The organism is Agrobacterium sp. 5Ca39, from assembly GCF_055382365.1.
Window position 1 is genome coordinate 2,102,970 of record NZ_AP026436.1, and the last position, 23,510, is coordinate 2,126,479.

Here is a 23,510-nt window from a genome sequence, read left to right on the forward strand (position 1 = left end):
ACGAGAGGCGTTCCCTGACGGCGGCAAAACGACCGCCATGCTTTTGCGGGACAGACCCTTGCGGGATTAACGGTGGAAACTGGTCTTGCGATATGTCATGAGAGCGCATCTTGATCTTTGGGCGGGGGCAGCATTGGTGGGCTTTCTGCCGCGTTTGAACGCAAGAAGGCCGTGATGCAGGACAATACCCAAGGCGCCGTCATCGTCATTTCCAGCCATGTCATGCGGGGCTCCGTTGGCAACCGCGCGGCAGTCTTCGCGCTGGAGACACTCGGTTTTCCGGTTTGGGCAGTGCCCACCATCGTCATGCCCTGGCATCCCGGCCACGGACCATCCACCCGCATGCGCTTTCAGGACGAAGACTTCGACAAGGCGATGACCGACCTCGAAAACGCCAAATGGATCGGCGAGGTCAAGGCGGTTCTGACCGGTTATTTCGGCAGCGCCTCGCAGGTGCGTGCCGTCGCAAGGCTGATCCGAAATCTCAAGGAAAAGAACCCGGCGCTGATTTACGCCTGCGATCCTGTCATGGGTGATCTGGGCGGGCTTTATATTCCCCTTGAGACCGCCGAAGCCATCCGCGATCACCTCATTCCGCTTGCCACGGTCGCCACGCCCAACCGATATGAACTCGCCTGGATGAGCGGCGCCGCGCTTGAGACCAACAGCGCCATCATGGATGCAGCGCTTTCCCTCGGCCCGCCAAAAATGCTTGTCACCTCGGCGGTGCCGATGATGACGGGCGGCACCGGCAACCTTTACCTCAGCGGCCGCCACGCGCTGCTCGCCGAACATCGCGCCATTGAAAATGCGCCTAACGGCCTCGGCGACCTGATGTCGGCGCTGTTTCTTGCCCGCCTGCTGGAAGGTCTGGATGACGAAAAGGCGCTGCAGCTCGCAACCGCCAGCGTGTTCGAAATTCTGGCCCGCACAAAAAAACGCGACATGAACGAACTGACGCTGGAGACGGATTCTTCAAGCCTCTCCACACCCATGGCCATGGTGCAGATGCGTCATCTCTTGCATCCTTCGCGCAGCAAGCGCAAATAGCGGCTAGAGCATTTCCGTGAAACGTGGCCCTCGGTCTTCGTCCGGAAATGCGACAAGCAAGGAGTTGGAGCGGTTTCACGGCTCGAAGAAAAGCGAAAATGCTCCAAAGGATTGGTCTTCAACGCACCGAGTTCTTTCCTTGATCTCGGTCCAACCACAACGGTACTGCGATAGATGAAAGATTTTCCGGAAAACCTTCTCAACGGCTATAAGAACTTCATGAGCGGTCGTTATGCCGACGAGCGCGAAAGATACCGCGTTCTGGCCGATACCGGACAGAAACCGCAGACCCTGTTCATTGCCTGTTGTGACTCCCGCTCCGCGCCGGAAACCATTTTCGACTGCGGCCCGGGAGAGCTTTTTGTCGTCCGCAACGTTGCCAACATGGTGCCGCCCTTCGAGCCGGACGGGCAATATCACGCCACCTCGGCGGCGATCGAATATGCGGTTCAGGTGCTGAAGGTGAAGGATATCGTCGTCATGGGCCACGGTCGCTGCGGCGGCATTCAGGCAGCGCTCGATCCCAATCTGGAGCCGCTGTCGCCCGGTGATTTCATTGGCAAATGGATGAACATGGTCAAGTCGGCCGCCTCGCAAATCCAGAGCAACGACGTCATGACCGCCTCTGAGCGGCAGACGGCGCTGGAACGAGTCTCCATCCGCAACTCCATCGCCAATCTGCGCGGCTTCCCCTTCGTCAAGGCACAGGAAACCGCCGGCAAGGTGAAGCTGCACGGCGCATGGTTCGATATTTCGACCGGCGAATTGTGGGTGATGGACAGCAAGACCGGCGACTTCCGCCGCCCGGATCTGTGATTGGCAGGTAATAGCTACCGGCCAAACTCAACGCTCGTCACCCCGGACTAGATTCGGGGTCCAGCGCGATCAAATCCTTGATCGCCAAAGACTCTTTCACGGCGCGGACGCGCCGTGACTGGATGCCGGATCAAGTCCGGCATGACGGAAGTGGGAATTCGCGCGTGAAAAGCGGCCTTATTGGCCGTCAATCGCCTTGCCGATGAAGGCGATCGCCTGCTGGTAGACACTTGCGGCGTTCCAGCCCTGAATTGCCGCGTAATTCGCCTGCCCCTGCTGGTAGCCTGCACCGCGCTGCCAGCCATGGCCGACGAGGAAGTTTGCGGTGGAAGCCAGCGCGTCGGCGCGCGAACCGACGAGATCGATCCGACCGTCGCGGTCGAAATCCACGCCGTAGCGCACGACGTTCAGCGGCAGGAACTGCGTCTGGCCGATTTCACCATGGGCGGCACCCTTGGCGTTGACATTCAGCGAGCCGCTGCCGACGAGTTTCAGAGCCGCATAAAGCTGCTCGGTGAAATAGTCCGAACGGCGGCAGTCAAAAGCAAGCGTTGAAACGGCGGAAAGCGTGTGCTGGTTGCCCATGAAACCGCCAAATCCTGTTTCCATGCCCCAGATGGCGAGCAGCGGACCAGCCGGCACGCCATAGGCACGCTCGATGGAGGCGAACAGTGCGGCGTTGTTCTTCTTCATGGTCTTGCCGCGCGAAATGATCGTCTGACCGCCGCGCTTCTGCATGAACTGCTCGAAGGACAGCTTGAAGCTGTGCTGACCGCGATCGGCGCGGATCGTCGCCTGGTTGTAGGAGACGCCGGAGAAAGCCCGGTCGAGCACCGAGGCGCTGACGCCGCGACCCGCCGCTTCCTGCTTGAAGGCGCTGACCCAGGCATCGAAGCCCGCCGAAGTGTTGCCGCATTGCGCGGCCATAACCGGCGTCGCTGCCAGAACCGAGACCATGGCCACACCAGCCAGAATTACCTTCATTGCCCGCATCAAAATCTGCCTTCGATATCCTTTGGGGAGTTTTTCCCGAGAACCAAACCGTCAATACTGTATGATTCAGGTGCCAAAACTGTCTTTTGGCGGCCTAAATTGCCTTTCGGCAGCAAGGCCTGCAAATAAACTGGCCGTGATCTCGCCAATTATAAAACCCGCCTGCCCCACACAGAACAGACGGGTTATACTTAACGAACCTTAAAAATTCGTATCTCGGATCAGGCGGCCGCCTTGCGCGGCTTGATGAAGCCACGATTGATCAGCAGTTCGGCGATCTGGACGGCGTTAAGGGCAGCACCCTTGCGCAGGTTGTCAGAAACAACCCACAGGTTGAGACCGTTTTCGACCGTCGCATCTTCGCGGATACGCGAGATGTAGGTCGCGTCTTCGCCAGCGGATTCAACCGGCGTGATGTAACCGCCGTTTTCGCGCTTGTCGATGACGAGGCAACCCGGTGCTTCGCGCAGGATGTCACGGGCCTGATCGGCAGTGATCTCGTTTTCGAACTCGATATTGACCGATTCCGAATGGCCGATGAAGACAGGGACGCGCACGGCCGTGCAGGTCACCTTGATCTTCGGATCAAGCATCTTCTTGGTTTCGGCCAGAACCTTCCATTCTTCCTTGGTGTAGCCGTCTTCCATGAAGACGTCGATGTGCGGGATAACATTGAAGGCGATACGCTTGGTGAACTTCTTGGCTTCGACCGGGTCGGCCACGAAAACGGCGCGGGTCTGCTGGAAAAGCTCGTCCATGCCTTCCTTGCCGGCGCCGGACACCGACTGATAGGTGGAGACGACGACGCGCTTGATCTTGGCGAAGTCATGCAGCGGCTTCAGCGCGACAACAAGCTGCGCCGTGGAGCAATTGGGGTTGGCGATGATGTTCTTCTTGGTGAAGCCTGCAACCGCATCGGCGTTGACTTCCGGAACGATCAGCGGAACGTCCTGATCGTAGCGCCATGCGGATGAGTTATCGATGACGACGCAGCCCTGCTGGCCGATCTTCGGCGACCACTTCTTGGAAACATCGCCGCCTGCAGACATCAGGCAGATATCCGTGTCGGAAAAATCGTAGTTCTCGAGATTCGAGACCTTCAGCGTGCGGTCGCCATAGGAGACTTCCGTGCCCTGCGAACGGGCGGAAGCGAGCGGCACGACTTCATCGGCGGGAAAACCGCGTTCGGCCAGGATATTGAGCATTTCGCGACCGACGTTACCGGTGGCGCCTGCAATTGCAACTTTGAAACCCATGATCAAGCTCTCTTTCTGTCTCTCCTCTTTTTGGTGAGGTGGGAACCCGCATCATCAGATCGCGGCTTCCTCGATCCCCAGCCAAACCGGGGAGAGAGCGGTGGCCAGAGACGTCAGACGGTTTTAATCGTCGTTTTGGCCGTAATTCGGATAGAATAAGAAAGGCGCGGATCATCGCCGGCGGATTGTGCCGGTCCTTCCATGACGAACATGTCTGCAACATGCATGCGCAAGGTGATGCTCCTTCTTCGCGAGAAGCTATTAGAAGGTTTCTCGGTTCTGTCAAGGAAAAAGGCGCGTCATGCAGCCGCACGGACCAAAGCACAAATCGCCGCAGCGACATATTCGGGACGTTTAACATTAGACTAAAGTCATAATCCGAAAGCATCGCTCTTATTGGGGTTAATTTTCTGTCACTCTCAAGATCCGCGCATTGCAGCCGCAAGGTGAGTCCAGAGGAGAGAGTTGGGCTCCGCAATGCGTCGATTGGGACATCTGTGGAGGACAGACAATGGCAAATGTTGCAGCCGTAAGCGGCGCCGCCCGTCCGATGACGGGTGAAGAGAAGAAGGTGATTTTCGCCTCTTCTCTCGGAACAGTCTTCGAATGGTACGATTTCTATCTCTATGGCTCGCTGGCGATTTACATCGGCGCGAACTTCTTCAGCCAGTATCCGGAAACGACGCGTAACATCTTCGCCCTGCTGGCCTTTGCCGCTGGATTCCTCGTCCGCCCCTTCGGCGCACTGGTCTTTGGCCGCCTCGGTGATATCGTCGGCCGCAAATATACCTTCCTCATCACCATCCTCATCATGGGTGTGTCCACCTTCCTCGTCGGCGTGCTGCCCAGCGCATCGCAGATCGGCATCGCCGCTCCGATCATCCTGATCGTTCTGCGCATGCTGCAGGGTCTTGCACTCGGCGGTGAATATGGCGGAGCTGCAACTTACGTGGCCGAACACGCACCGAACGGCCGCAGGGGCTATTACACCTCCTGGATCCAGACGACGGCAACGCTCGGCCTGTTCCTGTCGCTGGTGGTTATCCTCGGCGTGCAGTTCGCGCTCGGCAAGGAAGCTTTCGCTGCCTGGGGCTGGCGCATTCCCTTCCTCGTTTCCGTTCTGCTGCTTGGCGTATCCGTCTGGATCCGTCTGAAGATGAACGAATCCCCCGCCTTCAAGAAGATGAAGGAAGAGGGCAAGACGTCGAAGGCGCCGCTCAGCGAAGCCTTCGGCCAGTGGAAGAACGCCAAGATCGCGCTCATCGCGCTTGTCGGTGCCGTCATCGGCCAGGCCGTTGTCTGGTACACCGGCCAGTTCTACGCCCTTTTCTTCCTGCAGAGCATTCTGAAGGTCGACGGACAGTCGGCCAACATCATGGTGGCGGCAGCGCTCATTCTTGGCACCAGCTTCTTCGTTATCTTCGGCTGGCTTTCAGACAAGATCGGCCGCAAGCCGATCATCATGGCCGGCCTCATCCTTGCCATGCTGACCTACTTCCCGCTGTTCAAGGCACTGACCTGGGCAGGCAACCCGGCGCTTGCACAGGCACAGGCGAGCGTTCGCGCCACCGTGACTGCCGCACCGGGCGACTGCAAGTTCCAGTTCAACCCGACAGGCACGGCAAAGTTCACCACGTCCTGCGATATCGCCACCTCGTTCCTGACACGCAACTCGGTGCCTTATGACGTGGTTGCGGGCGCAGCCGGCCAGCCGGCCACCGTGAAGATCGGCGACGCCACCATTACCAGCTACGACGCCGTCGCCGCCGGCGCGGACGCGGCAGCCAAGGACAAGGCGTTCCAGAAGCAGGTCAACACGGCGCTCCACGATGGCGGTTACCCGCTGGTGCGTGGCGCGGCACAGGTGCCGGACGCGAAACTGGACGCCTTCATTGCCGCAAACCCGGAACTGAACCTCAATGCAGACGCCGTTCGCGCTGCCGACAAGAAGATGGTTGCGACCGACAAGCTGGTGGCTGACAAGCTGCTGACCCCGGCCGAAACCGGTGGTGCAGCCGAAATGGCCGTTTACACCGTGGCCGGCGGCGGCGCCTTCTCCATGGTGGCCGATCCGGCTGCCGTGAACTGGGTTGTCATCATCGCGGTTCTCACCGTCCTCGTGATCTACGTGACGATGGTCTATGGCCCGATCGCAGCTTTGCTGGTCGAACTGTTCCCGACCCGCATCCGCTACTCCGGCATGTCGCTGCCATACCACATCGGCAACGGCTGGTTCGGCGGCCTTCTGCCCGCCACCGCCTTCGCCATGAGCGCGGCCAAGGGGGACATCTATTATGGCCTCTGGTATCCGATCATCTTTGCAGGCATCACGCTGGTCATCGGCATGCTGTTCCTGCCGGAAACCAAGGATCGTGATATCCACGCCATGGATTGAGTGGCAGTCGATGAAACGCAGCAATCACCCGGCGCTTCGGCGCCGGGTTTTTTGTTGCCGCCGTACCGCCATCGCCGAAAATGGGCTTTTCCAGCCTGTCAATCCGCCGCAGGTAGAAAAACAGCAAGAACAAGACAAAAACACTCGAAATGGGCTATGACGGCTTATCAGGACGGGAATGGGAGAGCAGTTTTGAGAATCGGGACACCTAAGGAATTATATGAGGGCGAAGCCCGCGTTGGCATGACGCCGGATAGCGCGCAGGCTTTGCAGAAACTGGGATATGATTGCGTCATCGAAGCCGGCGCCGGCAAGGCGGCCGGTTTTTCTGACGACGCCTATCGCGCCGCAGGCGTGACCGTGGTCGACAGCGCTGAGGCGCTTTACACCGGCTCCGACATCATCGCCAAGGTTCGTCCGCCTGAAACATCGGAGATTGATCGCCTGTCTTCTGACAAGACGCTGATCTCGTTTTTCTATCCCGCCCAGAACAAGGACCTTCTGGAGCAGGCGAAGGAAAAGGGCGCTAACGTCATCGCCATGGACATGGTGCCGCGCATTTCCCGCGCCCAGAAGATGGACGCGCTCTCCTCCATGGCCAATATCGCCGGTTATCGCGCGGTGATCGAGGCGGGCAATAATTTCGGCCGGTTCTTCACCGGGCAGGTCACCGCCGCCGGCAAGGTGCCCCCCGCCAAGGTGCTGGTCATCGGTGCCGGCGTTGCCGGTCTTGCCGCCATTGGCACGGCCACATCGCTCGGCGCGATCACCTATGCCTTCGACGTTCGCCCTGAAGTGGCCGAGCAGATCGAATCCATGGGCGCGGAATTCGTCTATCTCGATTTTGCCGACCAGCAGCAGGATGGCGCAGCGACCGGCGGTTATGCCGCCCCCTCCTCGCCGGAATTCCGCGAGAAGCAGCTGGAGAAATTCCGCGAGCTTGCACCGCAGATCGACATCGTCATCACCACGGCGCTGATCCCGGGCCGCGACGCGCCGAAGCTGTGGCTTGCCGACATGGTGGCGATGATGAAGCCGGGTTCGGTCATCATCGACCTCGCCGCCGAGCGCGGCGGTAATTGCGATCTGACGGTTCCCGACCAGCGCGTCGTGTCCGACAACGGCGTCATCGTCATCGGCTACACCGATTTCCCAAGCCGCATGGCGACGCAGGCCTCGACCCTCTACGCCACCAATATCCGTCACATGATGACCGATCTGACGCCTGCCAAGGATGGCAAGGTCGTTCATAACATGGAAGATGACGTCATCCGCGGCGCGACGGTCACCTATCGGGGTGAAATCACATATCCTCCGCCGCCACCGAAAATTCAGGCCATTGCCGCGCAGAAACCGAAGGAAAAAGCAAAAGAGCTGACGCCGGAGGAGAAACATGCCAGGGAAAAGGCCGAGTTCAAGGCACAGACCAAGAACCAGGTCGGGCTTCTGGTCGCCGGCACGGCCGTCTTGCTGCTCGTTGGCCTCTACGCGCCGGCAAGCTTCATGAGCCACTTCATCGTCTTCGTGCTTGCCTGCTTCGTCGGCTTCCAGGTGATCTGGAATGTCAGTCACTCGCTGCACACGCCGCTGATGGCCGTGACCAACGCGATTTCCGGCATCGTCATCATCGGCGCGCTGCTGCAGATCGGTTCCGGCAACTGGCTGGTGGTGATCCTTGCCTCGCTTTCCGTCCTGATCGCGACGATCAACATTGTCGGCGGTTTCCTCGTGACACGGCGCATGCTCGCCATGTTCCAGAAGTCCTGAGCGTGCGGGGATTTAAATAAATGACCATTGGTATCGTTTCCGCGGCCTATGTTGCCGCAGCCGTTCTTTTCATCCTTTCGCTAGGCGGTCTTTCCGGACAGGAAAGCGCCAAACGCGCCGTGTGGTACGGCATAACAGGCATGGGCCTCGCCATCATCGCCACCGTCTTTGGCCCTGAAATCAGCAAAGGCGTTGGGCAGTGGCTCGTCGTGCTCCTGATGCTGGCGGGCGGCTCCGTGCTCGGCTACTTCGTCGCAAGCCGTGTACAGATGACCGAGATGCCGCAGCTTGTGGCGGCGCTTCACTCCTTCGTTGGCCTTGCCGCCGTTTTCATCGGCTTCAACGCCCATATCGAGGAAGCGCATGTCGCCTCGCTCGATGAAACCGCGCGTTCCTTGCTGACGGGCTTTTCCGCCATCCTCGCCCACAAGACGCCGGTGGAACTGGCGATCATGAAGGTCGAGGTCTTCCTCGGCGTCTTCATCGGCGCGGTGACCTTCACCGGCTCTGTCGTTGCCTTCGGCAAGCTTGCCGGCAAGGTGGATGGCAAGGCGAAGAAGCTGCCGGGCGGACATCTGCTGAACGCTGGTGCTGCGATCCTGTCGCTGGTGCTGCTCATCATGTATTGCAACGGCGCAGGCGCATGGACGTTGGTCCTGATGACGCTTGCCGCCTTCTTTATCGGTTACCACCTGATCATGGGCATTGGCGGCGCCGACATGCCTGTCGTCGTCTCGATGTTGAACAGCTATTCCGGCTGGGCGGCAGCAGCCATCGGCTTCACGCTCGGCAACGATCTGCTGATCGTCACGGGCGCGCTGGTCGGCTCCTCGGGTGCGATTCTCTCCTACATCATGTGCAAGGCGATGAACCGCTCCTTCATCTCGGTCATCCTCGGCGGCTTCGGCGGCACGACGGGCCCGGCGATGGAAATCGAGGGCGAACAGGTGGCGATCGACGCCGAAGGCGTGGCCGCAGCGCTGAACGACGCCGACAGCGTCATCATCGTGCCCGGTTACGGCATGGCGGTGGCGCAGGCGCAATCGGCCGTGTCGGAACTGACCCGCAAGCTGCGCGCCGACGGCAAGACCGTGCGCTTCGCCATCCATCCGGTGGCTGGCCGTCTTCCGGGCCACATGAACGTGCTGCTCGCCGAAGCGAAGGTGCCTTACGACATCGTGCTCGAAATGGAAGAGATCAACGACGATTTCCCAAGCACCGACGTCGTCATCGTCATCGGCTCCAACGACATCGTCAACCCGGCAGCGCAGGACGACCCCAACTCGCCCATCGCGGGCATGCCGGTGCTGGAAGTGTGGAAGTCGAAACTCGTCATCGTCTCCAAGCGTGGCCAGGGAACGGGTTATTCCGGCATCGAGAACCCGCTGTTCTACAAGGACAATACGCGGATGTTCTATGGCGATGCGAAAAAGTCGATCAACGATCTTCTGCCGCTGATCAAGTAAATGAAAAGGGCGTTTCCGGGAGACCGGGAACGCCCTTCGACTTTCTGAGAAACGACGATAGGTTTCGTCCGGGGTGACGGTGTGCGGATGCTATGGCCGCGCCAAACAGAATCGTCCCGCGGGATGTTGTCGATAGACCGCCTTCAAAGCACCCGGTAACGCCGGTTGAAATACATCAGCGCCTCATCACCCGCATTGATCTTCATATCCACGACCTCACAGATAAGAATATCGTGCGTGCCGCCGTCATGGGCCTCGCGGATACGGCAATCGAATGAGACGAGCGCATCTTCGAGAACCGGCGCACCGGTTTCGAGCACGCCCCAGTTGCCCGCAGCGAAACGTTCCTCGGCAGGCGTCTTGCCGCCGAAGAGCGTGCTCAGCACCTCATGATGGGCGGCGAGCGTGTTGACGCAGACCACACCATTGGCCTTCACCACCCTGTAAGCGGAAGAATTGCGGTTGAGGCAGATGAGAAGCGTGGGCGGATTGTCGGAAACGCTGCAAACCGCCGTCGCGGCGAAGCCTGCCCGGCCTGCGGCGCCATCCGTCGTGACGATATTGACCGCCGCACCGAGCCGCGCCATGGCGTTTCTATAATCGAGGCTGCGTTGCTCTGCAGTCTTCGTCTCCATTGCCGCTTCCTTTTCAAGAGACATCATCTGCATCTAACCCATCCTTCCTTAACAGGCCATCAAGCCAGCACACAGGCGTCGTCAAAGCCAAGGCGCGGCAGGCGGCCAAAGAGCTTTGACGGATCGCCATGACCGAGATTGATGAGGAAATTGGATTTCCACGTCGTGCCGGCAAAAAACGCCGCATCCACCTTGCCCTTGTCGAAACCGGACATGGCCCCGGTATCCAACCCCAGCGCGCGGGCGGCAAGGATCAGATATCCGGCCTGAAGCGTGGCGTTGCGAAAGGCAGTTTCTTCGGCCACGGCAGGGCTGGAGGTAAACCACGAACGCGCATCGGCGTGCGGAAACAGTTTCGGCAGTTTCTCGTAAAATTCGCTGTCGATGGCAGCGATGATCGTGACCGGCGCGGCCATGGTCTTTTCGAGATTGCCCGAGGAGAGTGCCGGCCGAAGCTTTTCCTTGGCTTCCGGGCTGCGCACAAAGACGAAACGTGCCGGCGAGCAATTAGCCGACGTCGGTCCCATCTTCGTCAGGTCGTAAAGCGCGTGCAGCGTCTCGTCACTGATCGGCTTGTCCGTCCAGCCATTGTGGGTGCGTGCTTCGGTGAAAAGCGTTGCGAGTGCTGCATCATCCAGTGCTTTCGTCATCGTGCTCTAAAATCCTGTCAGAATGTTTGGCCAACCGGCAGCAGAAACTGCAAAAGCCGGGCGTTGAAAAGGTCGGGTTCGGTAATATTGACCGCGTGAGCCCCGAAATCGAGAAGGCAAAGCTCGCTTTGCGGCAAACCGTCGGCAAGACGCAACGAGCGGGTATAGGGCACCAGAAGATCGTCCTTCGTCGCCACCACCAGCACCGGGCTCCCTATCTCGCCAAGCCGTGCGTCCACATCGAAGGCTCGCAGCGCCGCAATGCGGCGGAGCACATTGTCCTTGCCCTGAAAATTCGCCACGCCATGGGCATCGTCCCGTGCCAGCCGCTCCTGATTGTCAGACATCCACGCCCCCGGATAAAGGAACAGCGGCTGCGCTTTGACAAAAGCCTCGACGCCCGACTTTTCCAGAAGCTCGATCCGCACATCAAAGCAGCGCCCGGAATGCGGATCGGCCTTGCTCCACGCGTTGATAAGCACCAGCCGGTCGATAAGGCCGGGCCGCCGCAGCGCGATATCGAGGCCGATCAGGCCACCGAGGGCATGTCCCATGAAGTGGAATTTTTCGAGGTTCAGGGCTGAGACAATTTCCAGCACATCATCCGCCATGGCGGAAATGCCGCCATCGAGCGGCACTTCGCCGCCTGTCCTGCCTGTTCCGCGATGGTCATAGGTGACGACCCGGAAATGGCCGGAAAGAGCCTCGATCTGCGGCGTCCAGTAAGCACCCGATCCGCCCAGTCCCGAGGACAACAGGATAGTGGGGGCCTCAGGCTCGGTGCGACCATGAACCTCGAAATGCATCATCTGCCTTTTCGCCCTATTTGCCGATATGGGCGACGGTGGCGATTTCCACCAGCGCATCGGGCTTGACGAGGCCGCACTGGATGCAATAACGCGCCGGCTTGTCGCCGGGGAAATATTCCGCATAGACTGTGTTGACGGCCTGATAATTCGCCCAGTCGGTGATGAAGATGTGGTTCATCGTCACGTCTTCCATCGTGCCGCCGGCGGTCTCGATGACCGACTTGATGGTTTCGAGAACATGGCGGGTCTGCGCGCTGGCATCGCCCACATGCACGACATTGTTGTCCTTGTCGAAGGGCAGCGTGCCGGACACGTAAACCACGCCATCGGCGAGGGTTCCCGGCGAAAAGGGAGCGATGGGTTTGCTGGTGCCAACAGGTACGATGATCTTTTTCGGCATTTCGTTCTCCTCTTTGTGTTTCTCAATCAATCGGTGACAGGTGCTGCCTGCGAGATGACGCCGCAGAAATCATTGACGGTGGCGACCCAGCCGAAAAACTTCTCGACATTGTAGACCGTCGCCTGCTGGATAAAGTCCGGCCCGAGATGATGCGTGGCATCCTCCAGCATCACCCCGAAATATTCGAGGTGGAAAGCATCGCGCAGCGAGCTTTCCACGCAGACATTGGTGGCGATGCCGACAAAGACCAGATTGCGGATGCCGCGGGCGCGCAGCACGCTATCCATATTGGTATTGAAGAAACCGCTGTAACGCGTTTTCGGCACCAGAATATCGCCGGGCTGCGGTTGCAGCTCGTCGACAATGGCGTAGTCCCATGTGCCCTTGGCCAGCAGCTGGCCCTGCAGTTCCGGCCTTTTGCGCATGGTCTTCAGCGCATTGGACTTGTGCCAGTTGGGCGAACCCGGCCCGCCCGCCTCGACATAGTCCTTGTCCCAGCCATTCTGGAAATAGATGACCTGGACACCGGCGGCCCGCGCCGCATCCAGCGTCTTCTTGATGTTGGCGATGGTGCCCTTTGCGCCTGAGATGTCGAAACCGGCCAGATCGACGTAACCGCCCTCGGTCGAATAGGCGTTCTGCATGTCGACCACGACAACGGCGGTCTCGCTGGGTTTCAGGGTAATCGGCTCCGGCCTTGCGGGAAGCGTCACGCTTTCCGAACGGCTCTCCGGGCCCTTGTAACCTGCCACGACGGCTTCGCTCATTCCGCTGCCTCCAGTGCCGCTTGAACATGCGCGCGGCTCTTCATCAGCGGCTGCACGTATTTGCCGAATTTTTCGACCCCTTCGAGGAAATCATCGAAGGTCAGCATCACGCCCCCCGTTCCCGGCACCTCGCTCATTTCATCCAGCATGGCCGCCACTTCCTCGTAGGAGCCAATCAGGGTTCCCATGTTGATATTGACCGCAGAGACGGGGTTGGACATATGCCGGACATTGGTGTCGGAGCCGGATTTGGTGTCAACGGCGCTCTGCAGGCCGAGCCACTTGATCGCATCCTGATCCGCACCGGCCTTGTAATGCTCCCACTTCGCCCAGGCATCCTCGGATTTTTCCTCGGCTAGCACCATGGTCAGCACCACGGACTTAACCTCGCGGCCGCTCTTTTCCGTTGCCGCCAGAAGCCGCTCATTGGTGGGCGCAAAGGCCTTGGGTGTGTTGACACCAACGCCAAAGCAGAAGCTGTAGTCGGCGAACTTGGCCGAAAACGCCATGCCGGAATTGGAAGAACCGGCGCAGATGAGCTTCACATCACCCTGCGGCACCGGCTTCATGCGGCAATCATCCATCTGGAAGAACTTGCCCTTGTAGTCCGACTGACCTTCCGTCAGCAGCTCTTTCAGCACAGTCGTATATTCACCGAGATATTCGTAACGATCACCGAAATAATCATCGCCCGGCCAAAGACCCATCTGGCTATATTCCGGCCGCTGCCAGCCGGTAATGAGGTTGATGCCGAAACGGCCACCGGAAATGGAATCGATCGTCGTCGCCATTCGCGCAACGATCGCCGGCGGCATGACCAGCGTGGCGGCGGTGCCGAACAGCTTGATCTTTGACGTGACGGCGGCCAGCCCCGCCATCAGCGTGAAGGATTCCAGATTGTAATCCCAGAATTCGGTCTTGCCGCCAAAGCCGCGCAACTTGATCATCGACAGCGCAAAGTCAAAACCATATTGCTCCGCCTTGAGCGTGATCGCCTTGTTCAGGTCGAAGCTCGGCTTGTATTGCGGCGCGTTTTCGGAAAGAAGCCACCCATTGTTCCCGATCGGGATAAAAACACCAACTTCCATTTTGCTGTTCCCTTTTTTGCGTCAGGTGTCTCCTGACTTGCCAAAAGAGTAGCAGGTTCTGTGCCAGACCAAATAAAATAATTTTATCAAATGGATAAAATTTCGGGACAGATTAAGCCTTGACCGAAAGGCAAATTTTTTATCATTTGGTAAAAATATTTGCCTGTTTATTCAGCAAATATCGAGAGCGGCACATCAAAGGCAAGTGGCCCCTACCACAGTCGCAGCTGATTTAAGAAATCCGAAGGCTCTCCTCCGTCATGCCGGACCCGATCCGGCATCCAGCCACGGCGCGTCTGCGCCGTGAATGGAATCTTTCGCGATCAAGGACTTGATCGCACTGGACCCCGGATCAAGTCCGGGGTGACGGCGGTTGGGAGTTAAGACTCAATCAAATGCGCACGCGCGAGGGGGCATTTCTGCGCGATGAGGACAACAACCGCGCAGTTATGCGAAACCCTCAGCCCATCCGCTGCTGCGCATAAGCATGGACCGCCCGAAACGCCTCTTCAGCGCCGGCAACAACACGCTCTTCTTCTTCCACCGTCAGCGAAATTTCATCGAGGGCCGCAGTAAACGTGCGCCAGTGCAGGCCACGTCCTTCCGGTGCGCCGGCCAGATGGCGCGCGCCGAATTCTTCATCCAGACCGAGCTTGGCTGCATCCTTCAGCAGGAAGGCAGCGCCAAGATTGGAGCCCTCGACCACGTAAAGCCAGCCCATGGCCTCCGGCAGATCGAAGGGCGTTTCGGCGGTAAAGCGCGGTTCGGACGTTTCCGGAATGGCAAGACCGAGATCGGCAAGGTCCTGCTCGATCATGGGAAGACGACGACGGCCCTTGAGGTCGGGGAGCAGACCATCAAGCGTGTGATTGGAGAAAAAGGCATCGAGATCGCGGTGGAAGAGATATTGCGTTTCCACGAATTTGCCGAAGTTCTCCCGGCTCATGAACGGCTTCGCCGCCATGATGAAGGCATCCAGATCGCCATGCGCACCGCGCGTTGCAGCTTTCAGGCGCTTGACGCGGCTCTGCTCGATCTCTGCTACAGGCGCTGCCGGCTCGGCGATGGTCATGATGATGGTCCCTTTATCCCTATATTCAGACTGCCTGATAAAAATCTTTACTCCAACAGTCAAATTTATTTTCGCACTATCGACACGCCTTGGAAAGAGCATCGGGCCGCCATCTCCTTGGCAGGGCAGCCTACTCTAAGCTTTCTTGACCCTTCGCCTCAACACCTGACGGCGCGGCCAGAAACGAAGAGAAACCTCAAATCGCACTTCCGGACAATCATATTGCAATTAGCTCTTTACAACTAACATGTCAGCATGCCATCAATTCGTAGTCACCTTGGAGGAGCATCTTAATTGACCCAGAAATTCGGCCTTTCGGCAGCCCTGACAACCCCTTTCAAAACGGACGGAACGGTCGATATCGATGCCATGATCGCCCATGCCCGCCGCTGCCTGTCAAATGGTTGCGACAGCGTGACGCTTTTCGGTACGACAGGCGAAGGATGCTCGGTCGGCAGCCGCGAGCGGCAGGTCATTCTCTCCCGCTTCATCGAGGCGGGTGTTGCGCCTGCCCGTCTGGTCACTGGCGTTCTGGTGGATTCCATTGAGGACGCGGCCGACCAGTCGGCGGAAGCGCTGAAAGCCGGTGCCCGCAATATTCTGCTCGCGCCACCCTCCTATTTCAAGAATGTCAGCGATGACGGCCTGTTTGCCTGGTTCTCGGCGGTGTTCGAAAAAATCGGCAAGGATGCGCGCGACATTCTCGTCTACAATATTCCTTCCGTAACCATGGTCACCTTGTCCGTGGAACTGGTCGGAAGGTTGAAAAAGGCATTTCCCGGCGTCGTCACGGGCGTGAAGGATTCCTCCGGCAACTGGAGCCACACCGAGCGCCTGCTGAAAGAGCACGGCGATCTCGCAATCCTGATCGGCGATGAGCGCGACTTGGCCAAGGGTGTTCGCCTCGGCGGTCAGGGTGCGATATCGGGCGTAGCCAATTTCCTCACACAGGAAGTGCGCGCCATGGCCGTCGACGGCAAGGATGACAAGCGCGTCGAGGATCTTGTTGTGGAACTTCTGAAATTCCCGGTTACACCAGCCGTCAAGGTGCTGGTATCACACACGACAGGGGAAAATATCTGGTCGGATGTGCGCGCACCGCTCGTGGCCATTTCACCGGAAGGCCGGCGGCAGATCGAAGGCGCTTTCGACGCGCTGTTTCGCAAACAGGCCGCCTGAACGGAGCTGAAAGGTTGAGCATGGACGATACCGGCGAACAGACATTGCGGGAACGGGCGTATGAGAGCTTTACGCATCACCTTCTCTCGCGTGATGTTCGCCCGGGGCAATTCATCTCGCAGCGCCGCCTTGTGGAACTGACGGGTCTGCCGCTCGGCGCAATCCGGGAGGCAATTCCGCGGCTGGAGGCGGAAGGGCTGATCAAGACCGTGCCGCAGCGGGGATTACAGGTCGCCCATATCGACATCAATCTCATCCGCGAAGCATTCCAGTTCCGTATCTTCCTCGAAAAGGAAGCCGTGGCGCTGTTTACCCGTTCTGCCTCAGACGCAGCGATTGCGAAACTGTTGAAACAGCACCGCGATATCGCCGAAGCGGCCGAAAATGGCGGGGAATCGCCGGAACTGGAACAGCACGCGCAGCAGGTGGACTGGGGCATGCACGATGCCTTCATTGATGCGCTCGGCAATTCGATCATCTCGAATGCCTACCGGGTCAATTCCATCAAGATGCGCCTCATCAATCAGGAGCGCTTTCGCATCGCCGGCCATGTGAAGTCGGTCATGAAGGAACATCTCGCCATTCTCGAAGCCATCGAGAGGCGATCCGTGGAAGACGCCGTGGAACGGCTGACCGCCCATATCCGCAACGCAAGGGACAGGGCGCTGGCGGTTTAGGGCAAATCCGGCGGGACAAAGAGGGTCTGCGCCGGCCTTGCAGGGAATAAGCAACAAGCCGGGGTGAGGAGAATTTCCGGCTAACTGGAGGAGAACAGACATGACGCATTCATTGCTCAACCCCACGCGCCGCGCCTTTCTGGCAGGCACGGCGGCGCTTGGCGGCAGCGCGGTGCTCGGCATTCGCCCGGCATCGGCGGCGGTGAACTGGAAGAAACACGCGGGCACTACCCTTGAAGTCAATCTCGTCAAAAGCCCGCGCAGCGAAACGCTGATCAAATATCTCGGCGAGTTCGAAGAGCTGACCGGCATCAAGGTCAATGCCGAAGCGACACCGGAACAGCAGCAGCGCCAGAAGGTGGTTATCGAACTCTCCTCCGGCAAGCCGAGCTTCGACGTGGTGCATCTGAGCTACCATGTGCAGAAGCGCCAGTTCGAAAAGGGCAAGTGGCTGGCTGATATCAGCGGCTTCCTGAAAGACCCGTCACTCACCGATCCGTCGCTTACCGAAAAGGACTTTGCCGAGGCCGGCATGCTGTTTGCCAAGGATAGCGACGGCGTGCTGCGCTCGCTGCCCTTCTCGGTGGATTACTGGATCGTCTACTGGAACAAGGAGCTCTTCGAAGCCAAGGGCCTGAAATACCCCGAAACTTTCGAGGAGCTGGTAACGGCCGCGGAAAAGATCACCGATCCCTCCACCAACACCTATGGTTTCGTGGCGCGTGGCCTCAAGAACGCCAATACACCGGTCTGGACCTCGCTGATGCTCGGCTACGGCGCACAGCCGATCGTGGATGGCAAGGTCAACACCGAATCCAAGGAGGCGGTTGAAGCGGCAAAGCTTTATCAGCGCCTGATGACCAAAGCCGCTCCTCCCGGCGTCTCCGGCTTCAACTGGGCGGAAGCGCAATCGGCCTTCCTGCAGGGCAAGATCGGCATGTGGTTCGATGGCGTCGGTTTTGCGCCGCCGATCGAGAACCCGGAAAAATCCCGTGTCGTCGGCAAGGTTGGTTATGGCGTCATGCCGAAGGGCCCGGCAGCGCAGGCCGCTGGCACATTCGGTGATGGCCTCGGTGTCGTCGAAGCCAGCAGCAAGAAGGAAGCCGCTTACCTCTTCTGCCAGTGGGCGATTTCGCATGAAATGGGCGCTCGCCTTTTGCAGGCAGGTGCAGGTGTCCCGTTCCGCCAGTCCATCCTCGAAGACCAGAAGGTCCGCGAGGGCGTCAAGATGCCGGCCGCCTGGCTGGATGCCGTTGTCGGTTCCGGCAAGGTCTCGCAGCTTGCCCTTCCCGTTATCATTCCGGTGACGGAGTTCCGCGACATCTACGGCGTCGGCCTCACCAACATGATCGGCGGTGCCGACCCGGCGGCGGAACTCAAGAAGGCAACGGAACAGTTCACACCCGTTCTGGCGCGTAGCGAGGGATAATGGCCTCCGTGAGCATCGAAAACACCAAGACAGGCGTCAGTCGCAAAGAAGGGAGCAGGCCGGCAAGGCTTGCTCCCAACTACTGGCCTTTCGTCATACCGGCACTGGTCGTCATTTCGGCTGTCATCGTTTTTCCATGGGTCTTCACGCTCTGGATGAGCGCGCATCGCTGGACGCTCGGGCAGGAGCAGAGCTTCATCGGGTTCGAGAACTACGTAAGGCTCGCAAGCGACGCCAGGTTCTGGGAATCGCTCTGGCACACGCTCGTTTATACCGTGCTGTCAGTTGTCGCTCCGCTCTTCCTAGGAACATTGGCGGCGCTGGTTTTCGATGCACAGTTTCCGCTGCGCGGTTTTCTGCGCGGCGTTTTCGTCATGCCGATGATGGCGACCCCGGTCGCCATCGCGCTCGTCTGGACCATGATGTTCCACCCGCAGCTCGGCGTCCTGAACTATCTCCTGTCCTTCATCCACATCGGCCCGCTGGAATGGATCTACAATCAGTCGACCGTCATTCCGTCGCTGGTACTGGTGGAAACCTGGCAATGGACGCCGCTCGTCATGCTGATCGTGCTCGGTGGGTTGGCGGCCGTTCCGCGCGAACCCTATGAAAGCGCGGAAATCGACGGCGCCAATGCCTGGCAGAAATTTCGCTACCTGACCATGCCGATGATCGCGCCGTTCCTGATGATCGCCGTCATCATCCGCTCCATCGATGCCGTCAAGAGCTTCGACATCATCTATGCGATGACCCAGGGCGGACCCGGCACGGCCTCCGAAACCATCAACATCTACCTCTACAATACGGCGTTTGCTTATTACGACATCGGTTACGGCTCGGCCATGGCCGTCGTCTTCTTCATCATCATCGTGGCGCTTTCCTTCGTGCTTCTGATGGTGCGCCAGCGCTCGCAATGGAACGAGATGGAGGAACACTGATGTCCGCAAAAATCCTGAAACGCAGAAATCTCGACCGGCTCGGCCTGTTCTTCGTGGCGCTGGTGATGATTTCGCCGGTCATCCTGTTCTTCATCTGGATGATCTCGCTGTCGCTGAAATATGAAATCGACAACGGCGCCTATCCGCCAATCCTCATTCCCGAACGTTTCGCCTGGTCGAACTATGTGAAGGTGTTCGAAGAGAACAATTTCTTCCTCTATTTCTGGAATTCGGTCCTCGTCACCGGTGCCGCCACCATTCTGGCGCTCGTCATCGGCGTTCCCGCCGGTTACGGCATCGCGCGGCTGAAGGCGGAAAAGTCGGCGGTCGTCATCATGATCGCCCGCATGACACCCGGCCTTTCTTTCCTCATTCCGCTGTTCCTGCTGTTCCAATGGCTGAACCTGCTCGGCACGCTCTGGCCGCAGATCATCATCCATCTTGTCGTGACGGTGCCGATCGTCGTCTGGATCATGATCGGTTATTTCGAGACGACGCCGAAGGAGCTGGAAGAGGCCGCAAGCATCGATGGCGCATCCTCCTGGCAGGTGTTTCGCCTCGTGGCGCTGCCGATCGCCAAGCCCGGCATCGTCGTCTCCTTCATTCTGGCGGTCATCTTCTCGTGGAACAACTTCGTCTTCGGCATCGTGCTGGCCAGCCGTGAAACCCGCACCCTGCCGGTCGCGGTCTACAACATGCTGTCCTTCGAACAGGTGAGCTGGGGTCCGCTTGCCGCCGCAGCTCTGATCGTGACGCTGCCGGTGCTGCTGCTCACCATGTTCGCACAGAAACAGATCGTGGCGGGCCTTACCGCCGGCGCCGTCAAGGGCGGCTGAACCATCAAACAAATACGGGAACCTGCACATGGCACCGGTCAATATCCAAAACGTCCAGAAGCGCTTCGGCTCGGTCAACGTCATCCACGGCATCGATATCGACATCAAGGATGGCGAATTCGTCGTGCTCGTCGGCCCTTCCGGCTGCGGCAAATCCACACTGCTGCGTATGATCGCCGGGCTGGAAGAGCTGAGCGATGGCGAAATCCATATCGGCCCGCGCGAGGTGAGCCACCTGCCCGCCCGCGACCGCGATATCGCCATGGTCTTCCAGAACTACGCGCTTTATCCACACATGACGGTCAAGGACAATATGGGCTTTGCGCTGAAGCTGAAGAAGGTGAGCGCCGAGGAAACCAAGGCCAAGGTGAACCGGGCGGCCGCCATTCTGGGACTGGAAAAACTGCTCGACCGTTATCCGCGCCAGCTCTCGGGCGGCCAGCGCCAGCGTGTCGCCATGGGCCGCGCGCTGGTGCGCGATCCGCAGGTCTTCCTGTTCGATGAACCGCTTTCCAATCTCGATGCCAAGCTGCGCGTGCAGATGCGCGGCGAGATCAAGGCCATGCACCAGCGCATCGGCACGACGACCATCTACGTCACACACGACCAGGTGGAAGCCATGACCATGGCGGACAAGATCGTGGTGCTACATGACGGCGTAATCGAACAGATTGGCGCGCCGCTCGAACTTTACGACAATCCCGCCAACCTCTTCGTTGCCGGCTTCATCGGCTCACCCGCCGTGAACTTCATTCGCGGCCGGGTCGAAGAAGGCGTCTTCCGCACTGCCAAGGGTCTCAGCCTGCCGCTGCCCGCCCATGCCGATATCGGCAAGCTCGGCGGCCGCGACCTCGTCTACGGCGTGCGGCCCGAACATATCCGCGCGGCCGAGACCGGCATTGAAGGCCGGGTCGAACTGGTCGAAGGCACCGGCTCGGAAATCTATGCCAAACTCGATTGCAAGGGTGACGACATCGCCTGCCTGTTCCGCGAACGCCTCAATGTCCGCTTCGGCGATACGATCCACATTGCCATCGATCCGGCAACCGTGCATCTGTTCGACAGGGACAGCGGCAAGCGTCTCTGAATACGGCAGGAGTGAGCAGCATGGCAGACAATCAGGGCGGCAAGCATGTCCTCTGCGTGGGGGCAGCCGTGCTCGACACCCTGTTTCGCGTTCACGACATGCCAAAGGGCGAAGGCAAGGTCCTGCCCTATGAAATGCTGCAGATCGCCGAAGGCATGGCGTCCAGCGCTGCCTATGCCGTGCATCGCATGGGCGGCCGCGCCAGCCTGTGGGGAGCGGTGGGCGACGATGAGACCGGAAGCCGTATCCTGCGCGATCTCAGCGAAAGCGGCATCAACACGAGCGGTATGACGGTCGCGACCGGCGCACGCTCGGCCCTGTCAACGATTATCATCGATAACAGGGGAGAGCGGCTGATCGTGCCGTTCTACGATCACCGGCTGCACGAGAAGAAGCGGTCCTGCACGCCGCAAGACATCGCGCCTTTCGACGCCGTTCTGGTGGATGTGCGCTGGCCGGAACTGGCGCTTGATGTGCTCACGGTGGCGCGCACGCTTGGCAAACCCGCCATTCTCGATGGAGACGTTGCACCCGTCGAAATCCTTGAGAAGCTTGCACCAGCCGCGAGCCATATCGTCTTTTCCGAACCCGCTGCTGCCCGGCTGACGGGGCTTGAAACGGTGAAAGACATGCTGCCGGTGCTGCATGCTCGCTACCCTGAGACCTTCATCGCCGTTACCGCCGGACCGGCGGGTTGCTGGTGGACCGAGGCGGGTGATCCCAAGGTGCATTTTCAGGAGACGATGTCCATCGAAGCAATCGACACACTGGCGGCGGGCGATGTTTTCCACGGCACGTTTGCGCTCGCAATGGCTGAGCGCATGGAAAGCCGCGCCGCCATCCGCCTCTCCTCCGTTGCTGGCGCGCTCAAATGCACAGTCTTCGGCGGCCGGGCCGGCGCACCGACGCGCGAAGAGACGGAAGACGCAATGCGGCACTGGCTGGAGCGTGATGGCGAACCCGCGCTGCGCGCCTCCTGAGGGCATCCATTGCCCGCATAAAACTATTCCATTTTTGCGATGCCGTTTCGCCGCGAACTAGGCTAACGTCAAGTCAGAGCAAAGCTTTTCGCAAGATGCGCTCGCCTCGACCTCAGCCCGCATTCCGCAAAAGTGATCGCCCGATGCATCAGACGACCCGCCCGAGACTGCGCGATATCGGTTTCCGGCCCGGCCATTTCGAAACCGGCCGGCTCAACGCCATCACCGATGTCGAAGGGGTGGCCGTTGGCCATTCGACCGTCATCGAAGGAGACAAAATACGCACCGGCGCAACCGCGATCCTGCCGCATGACGGCAACCTGTTTCAGGACAAGGTGCCCGCCGCCTTCGCCGTCTATAACGGCTTCGGCAAATTTGCAGGCTCAACCCAGATTGAGGAATTGGGCGAACTCGAAACGCCAGTTATCCTCACCAATACGCTGGCAACCGGTCGTGCCATCGAGGCGATCAACCGCCATACGCTGGCGCAGCCGGGGAATGAAAAAGTCGTCTCGATCAATGCCGTCGTCGGCGAGACCAACGATTCCCGCCTGAACGACATCCGCGCCGGCCGCCCGACCGTCGAGGAAATCTCGTCCGCGTTGAAAAATGCGACCATCGGCCCCATCGCAGAGGGCGGGGTGGGCGCAGGAACCGGCACGGTCGCCTTCGGCATGAAGGGCGGCATCGGCACCGCCTCCCGCCTCGTCACCATTGCCGGTGATGCTTACACCATCGGCGTTCTCGTACAATCCAACTATGGCGGCCATCTGCTGGTCTGCGGCAAACCCTATGTCAGCGCTGATCACCAGGACAAGGATGGCTCCATCGTCATCATTGTCGCCACCGACGCGCCGCTCTCTTCCCGCAATCTGAAGCGCTTGGCGGCCAGAAGCTTCGGCGGACTTGCCCGCACGGGTGCGGCACTCAGCAATGGCTCCGGTGATTATGCGCTGGCATTTTCCACCGATCAGCGCCTGCGCCGCACGCCTGCGCGCCGCAAGGCCGTTACGGACTACCCCGAGCTTTCCAACGACGCGATCTCGCCGCTCTTCGAAGCCACGATAGAGGCGACGGAGGAAGCGATCGTCAATTCGCTCTGCGCAGCAGAAACGACAACCGGCTTCAATGCCGGCACCGGCAAGGCCTCCACGGTCGAAGCCATTTCCATCGACACCCTCAAAACCCTTCTTTCAGCCTGACTTTTCCAGACGGAGTTT

22 protein-coding genes are annotated in these 23,510 nt (G+C 59.4%); 13 read left to right on the forward strand and 9 right to left on the reverse strand.

All coding sequences use genetic code 11. The features are described from left to right. The first annotated feature begins 174 nt into the window (after positions 1-174). Entirely contained in the window at positions 175-1,050 is an 876-nt protein-coding gene (gene pdxY / locus ACZ47E_RS10500; protein WP_048902853.1) for a pyridoxal kinase PdxY, read from the forward strand. 174 nt (positions 1,051-1,224) lie between these two features. Further along, the gene (locus ACZ47E_RS10505) at positions 1,225-1,866 is read left to right on the forward strand and encodes a carbonic anhydrase (RefSeq protein ID WP_022556845.1); all 642 of its coding nucleotides are present in this window, start codon (positions 1,225-1,227) and stop codon (positions 1,864-1,866) included. A gap of 177 nt (positions 1,867-2,043) precedes the next feature. On the opposite strand, the gene ACZ47E_RS10510 is transcribed toward ACZ47E_RS10505, so the two are convergent. Further along, positions 2,044-2,859, reverse strand: a complete 816-nt coding sequence (locus ACZ47E_RS10510) for a lytic murein transglycosylase (protein ID WP_004443477.1) — start codon at positions 2,857-2,859, stop codon at positions 2,044-2,046. A gap of 221 nt (positions 2,860-3,080) precedes the next feature. Then, positions 3,081-4,115 carry an aspartate-semialdehyde dehydrogenase gene (locus tag ACZ47E_RS10515; RefSeq protein ID WP_003522626.1) on the reverse strand — a complete coding sequence of 345 codons (1,035 nt, stop codon included), beginning with the start codon at positions 4,113-4,115 and terminating at the stop codon, positions 3,081-3,083. A gap of 511 nt (positions 4,116-4,626) precedes the next feature. On the opposite strand from ACZ47E_RS10515, the gene ACZ47E_RS10520 reads away from it, so the two are divergent. The 3 genes from ACZ47E_RS10520 to ACZ47E_RS10530 all read left to right on the forward strand — a co-directional run bounded on the left by ACZ47E_RS10520 (position 4,627) and on the right by ACZ47E_RS10530 (position 9,743). Further along, complete coding sequence (locus ACZ47E_RS10520) at positions 4,627-6,510, forward strand: MFS transporter (protein ID WP_004443480.1); 1,884 nt, start codon at positions 4,627-4,629, stop codon at positions 6,508-6,510. Positions 6,511-6,702: 192 nt separating this feature from the next. Continuing rightward, the gene (locus ACZ47E_RS10525; protein ID WP_006697607.1) at positions 6,703-8,277 is read left to right on the forward strand and encodes a Re/Si-specific NAD(P)(+) transhydrogenase subunit alpha; all 1,575 of its coding nucleotides are present in this window, start codon (positions 6,703-6,705) and stop codon (positions 8,275-8,277) included. A gap of 20 nt (positions 8,278-8,297) precedes the next feature. Further along, the gene (locus ACZ47E_RS10530) at positions 8,298-9,743 is read left to right on the forward strand and encodes an NAD(P)(+) transhydrogenase (Re/Si-specific) subunit beta (RefSeq protein WP_464016846.1); all 1,446 of its coding nucleotides are present in this window, start codon (positions 8,298-8,300) and stop codon (positions 9,741-9,743) included. A gap of 143 nt (positions 9,744-9,886) precedes the next feature. Here the strand turns inward: ACZ47E_RS10530 and rutF are convergent, their stop codons facing one another. From rutF to ACZ47E_RS10565, 7 genes are all read right to left on the reverse strand, one after another. After that, the gene (rutF, locus tag ACZ47E_RS10535; RefSeq protein WP_004443483.1) at positions 9,887-10,411 is read right to left on the reverse strand and encodes an NADH-dependent FMN reductase RutF; all 525 of its coding nucleotides are present in this window, start codon (positions 10,409-10,411) and stop codon (positions 9,887-9,889) included. Between the two features lie 26 nt (positions 10,412-10,437). Then, entirely contained in the window at positions 10,438-11,028 is a 591-nt protein-coding gene (locus ACZ47E_RS10540; protein WP_278067002.1) for a malonic semialdehyde reductase, read from the reverse strand. Positions 11,029-11,045: 17 nt separating this feature from the next. Beyond that, complete coding sequence (gene rutD, locus ACZ47E_RS10545) at positions 11,046-11,837, reverse strand: pyrimidine utilization protein D (RefSeq protein WP_278067003.1); 792 nt, start codon at positions 11,835-11,837, stop codon at positions 11,046-11,048. Positions 11,838-11,850: 13 nt separating this feature from the next. Beyond that, on the reverse strand, positions 11,851-12,237 hold the full coding sequence (gene rutC / locus ACZ47E_RS10550) for a pyrimidine utilization protein C (RefSeq protein WP_004443491.1): 387 nt from the start codon (positions 12,235-12,237) through the stop codon (positions 11,851-11,853). A gap of 26 nt (positions 12,238-12,263) precedes the next feature. After that, the gene (gene rutB, locus ACZ47E_RS10555) at positions 12,264-13,004 is read right to left on the reverse strand and encodes a pyrimidine utilization protein B (RefSeq protein ID WP_004443492.1); all 741 of its coding nucleotides are present in this window, start codon (positions 13,002-13,004) and stop codon (positions 12,264-12,266) included. Next, positions 13,001-14,092, reverse strand: a complete 1,092-nt coding sequence (gene rutA, locus ACZ47E_RS10560) for a pyrimidine utilization protein A (RefSeq protein ID WP_004443493.1) — start codon at positions 14,090-14,092, stop codon at positions 13,001-13,003. The genes rutB and rutA overlap by 4 nt, the downstream gene beginning before the upstream one ends. Positions 14,093-14,552: 460 nt before the next feature. Next, on the reverse strand, positions 14,553-15,164 hold the full coding sequence (locus ACZ47E_RS10565; RefSeq protein ID WP_037091883.1) for a biliverdin-producing heme oxygenase: 612 nt from the start codon (positions 15,162-15,164) through the stop codon (positions 14,553-14,555). Positions 15,165-15,458: 294 nt separating this feature from the next. Between ACZ47E_RS10565 and ACZ47E_RS10570 the strand changes: the two genes are divergently transcribed. The 8 genes from ACZ47E_RS10570 to ACZ47E_RS10605 all read left to right on the forward strand — a co-directional run bounded on the left by ACZ47E_RS10570 (position 15,459) and on the right by ACZ47E_RS10605 (position 23,492). After that, complete coding sequence (locus ACZ47E_RS10570) at positions 15,459-16,343, forward strand: dihydrodipicolinate synthase family protein (protein ID WP_037091886.1); 885 nt, start codon at positions 15,459-15,461, stop codon at positions 16,341-16,343. Between the two features lie 20 nt (positions 16,344-16,363). After that, positions 16,364-17,020: a GntR family transcriptional regulator gene (locus ACZ47E_RS10575; protein WP_004443498.1), complete on the forward strand. Its 657-nt coding sequence runs from the start codon at positions 16,364-16,366 to the stop codon at positions 17,018-17,020. A gap of 100 nt (positions 17,021-17,120) precedes the next feature. Next, a complete protein-coding gene (locus ACZ47E_RS10580) occupies positions 17,121-18,449 on the forward strand; it encodes an ABC transporter substrate-binding protein (RefSeq protein ID WP_278067004.1) in 1,329 nt (442 codons plus the stop codon). After that, positions 18,449-19,387, forward strand: a complete 939-nt coding sequence (locus tag ACZ47E_RS10585) for a carbohydrate ABC transporter permease (protein WP_006697599.1) — start codon at positions 18,449-18,451, stop codon at positions 19,385-19,387. Before ACZ47E_RS10580 ends, ACZ47E_RS10585 begins: the two co-directional genes overlap by 1 nt. A 14-nt stretch (positions 19,388-19,401) precedes the next feature. Beyond that, complete coding sequence (locus ACZ47E_RS10590) at positions 19,402-20,223, forward strand: carbohydrate ABC transporter permease (RefSeq protein ID WP_169538611.1); 822 nt, start codon at positions 19,402-19,404, stop codon at positions 20,221-20,223. A 28-nt stretch (positions 20,224-20,251) separates the two neighbouring features. Then, on the forward strand, positions 20,252-21,310 hold the full coding sequence (locus tag ACZ47E_RS10595) for an ABC transporter ATP-binding protein (RefSeq protein ID WP_278067005.1): 1,059 nt from the start codon (positions 20,252-20,254) through the stop codon (positions 21,308-21,310). 20 nt (positions 21,311-21,330) lie between these two features. Continuing rightward, positions 21,331-22,290 carry a sugar kinase gene (locus tag ACZ47E_RS10600; RefSeq protein ID WP_278067006.1) on the forward strand — a complete coding sequence of 320 codons (960 nt, stop codon included), beginning with the start codon at positions 21,331-21,333 and terminating at the stop codon, positions 22,288-22,290. A 143-nt stretch (positions 22,291-22,433) separates the two neighbouring features. Then, positions 22,434-23,492, forward strand: a complete 1,059-nt coding sequence (locus ACZ47E_RS10605) for a DmpA family aminopeptidase (RefSeq protein ID WP_278067007.1) — start codon at positions 22,434-22,436, stop codon at positions 23,490-23,492. Positions 23,493-23,510: the final 18 nt, after the last annotated feature.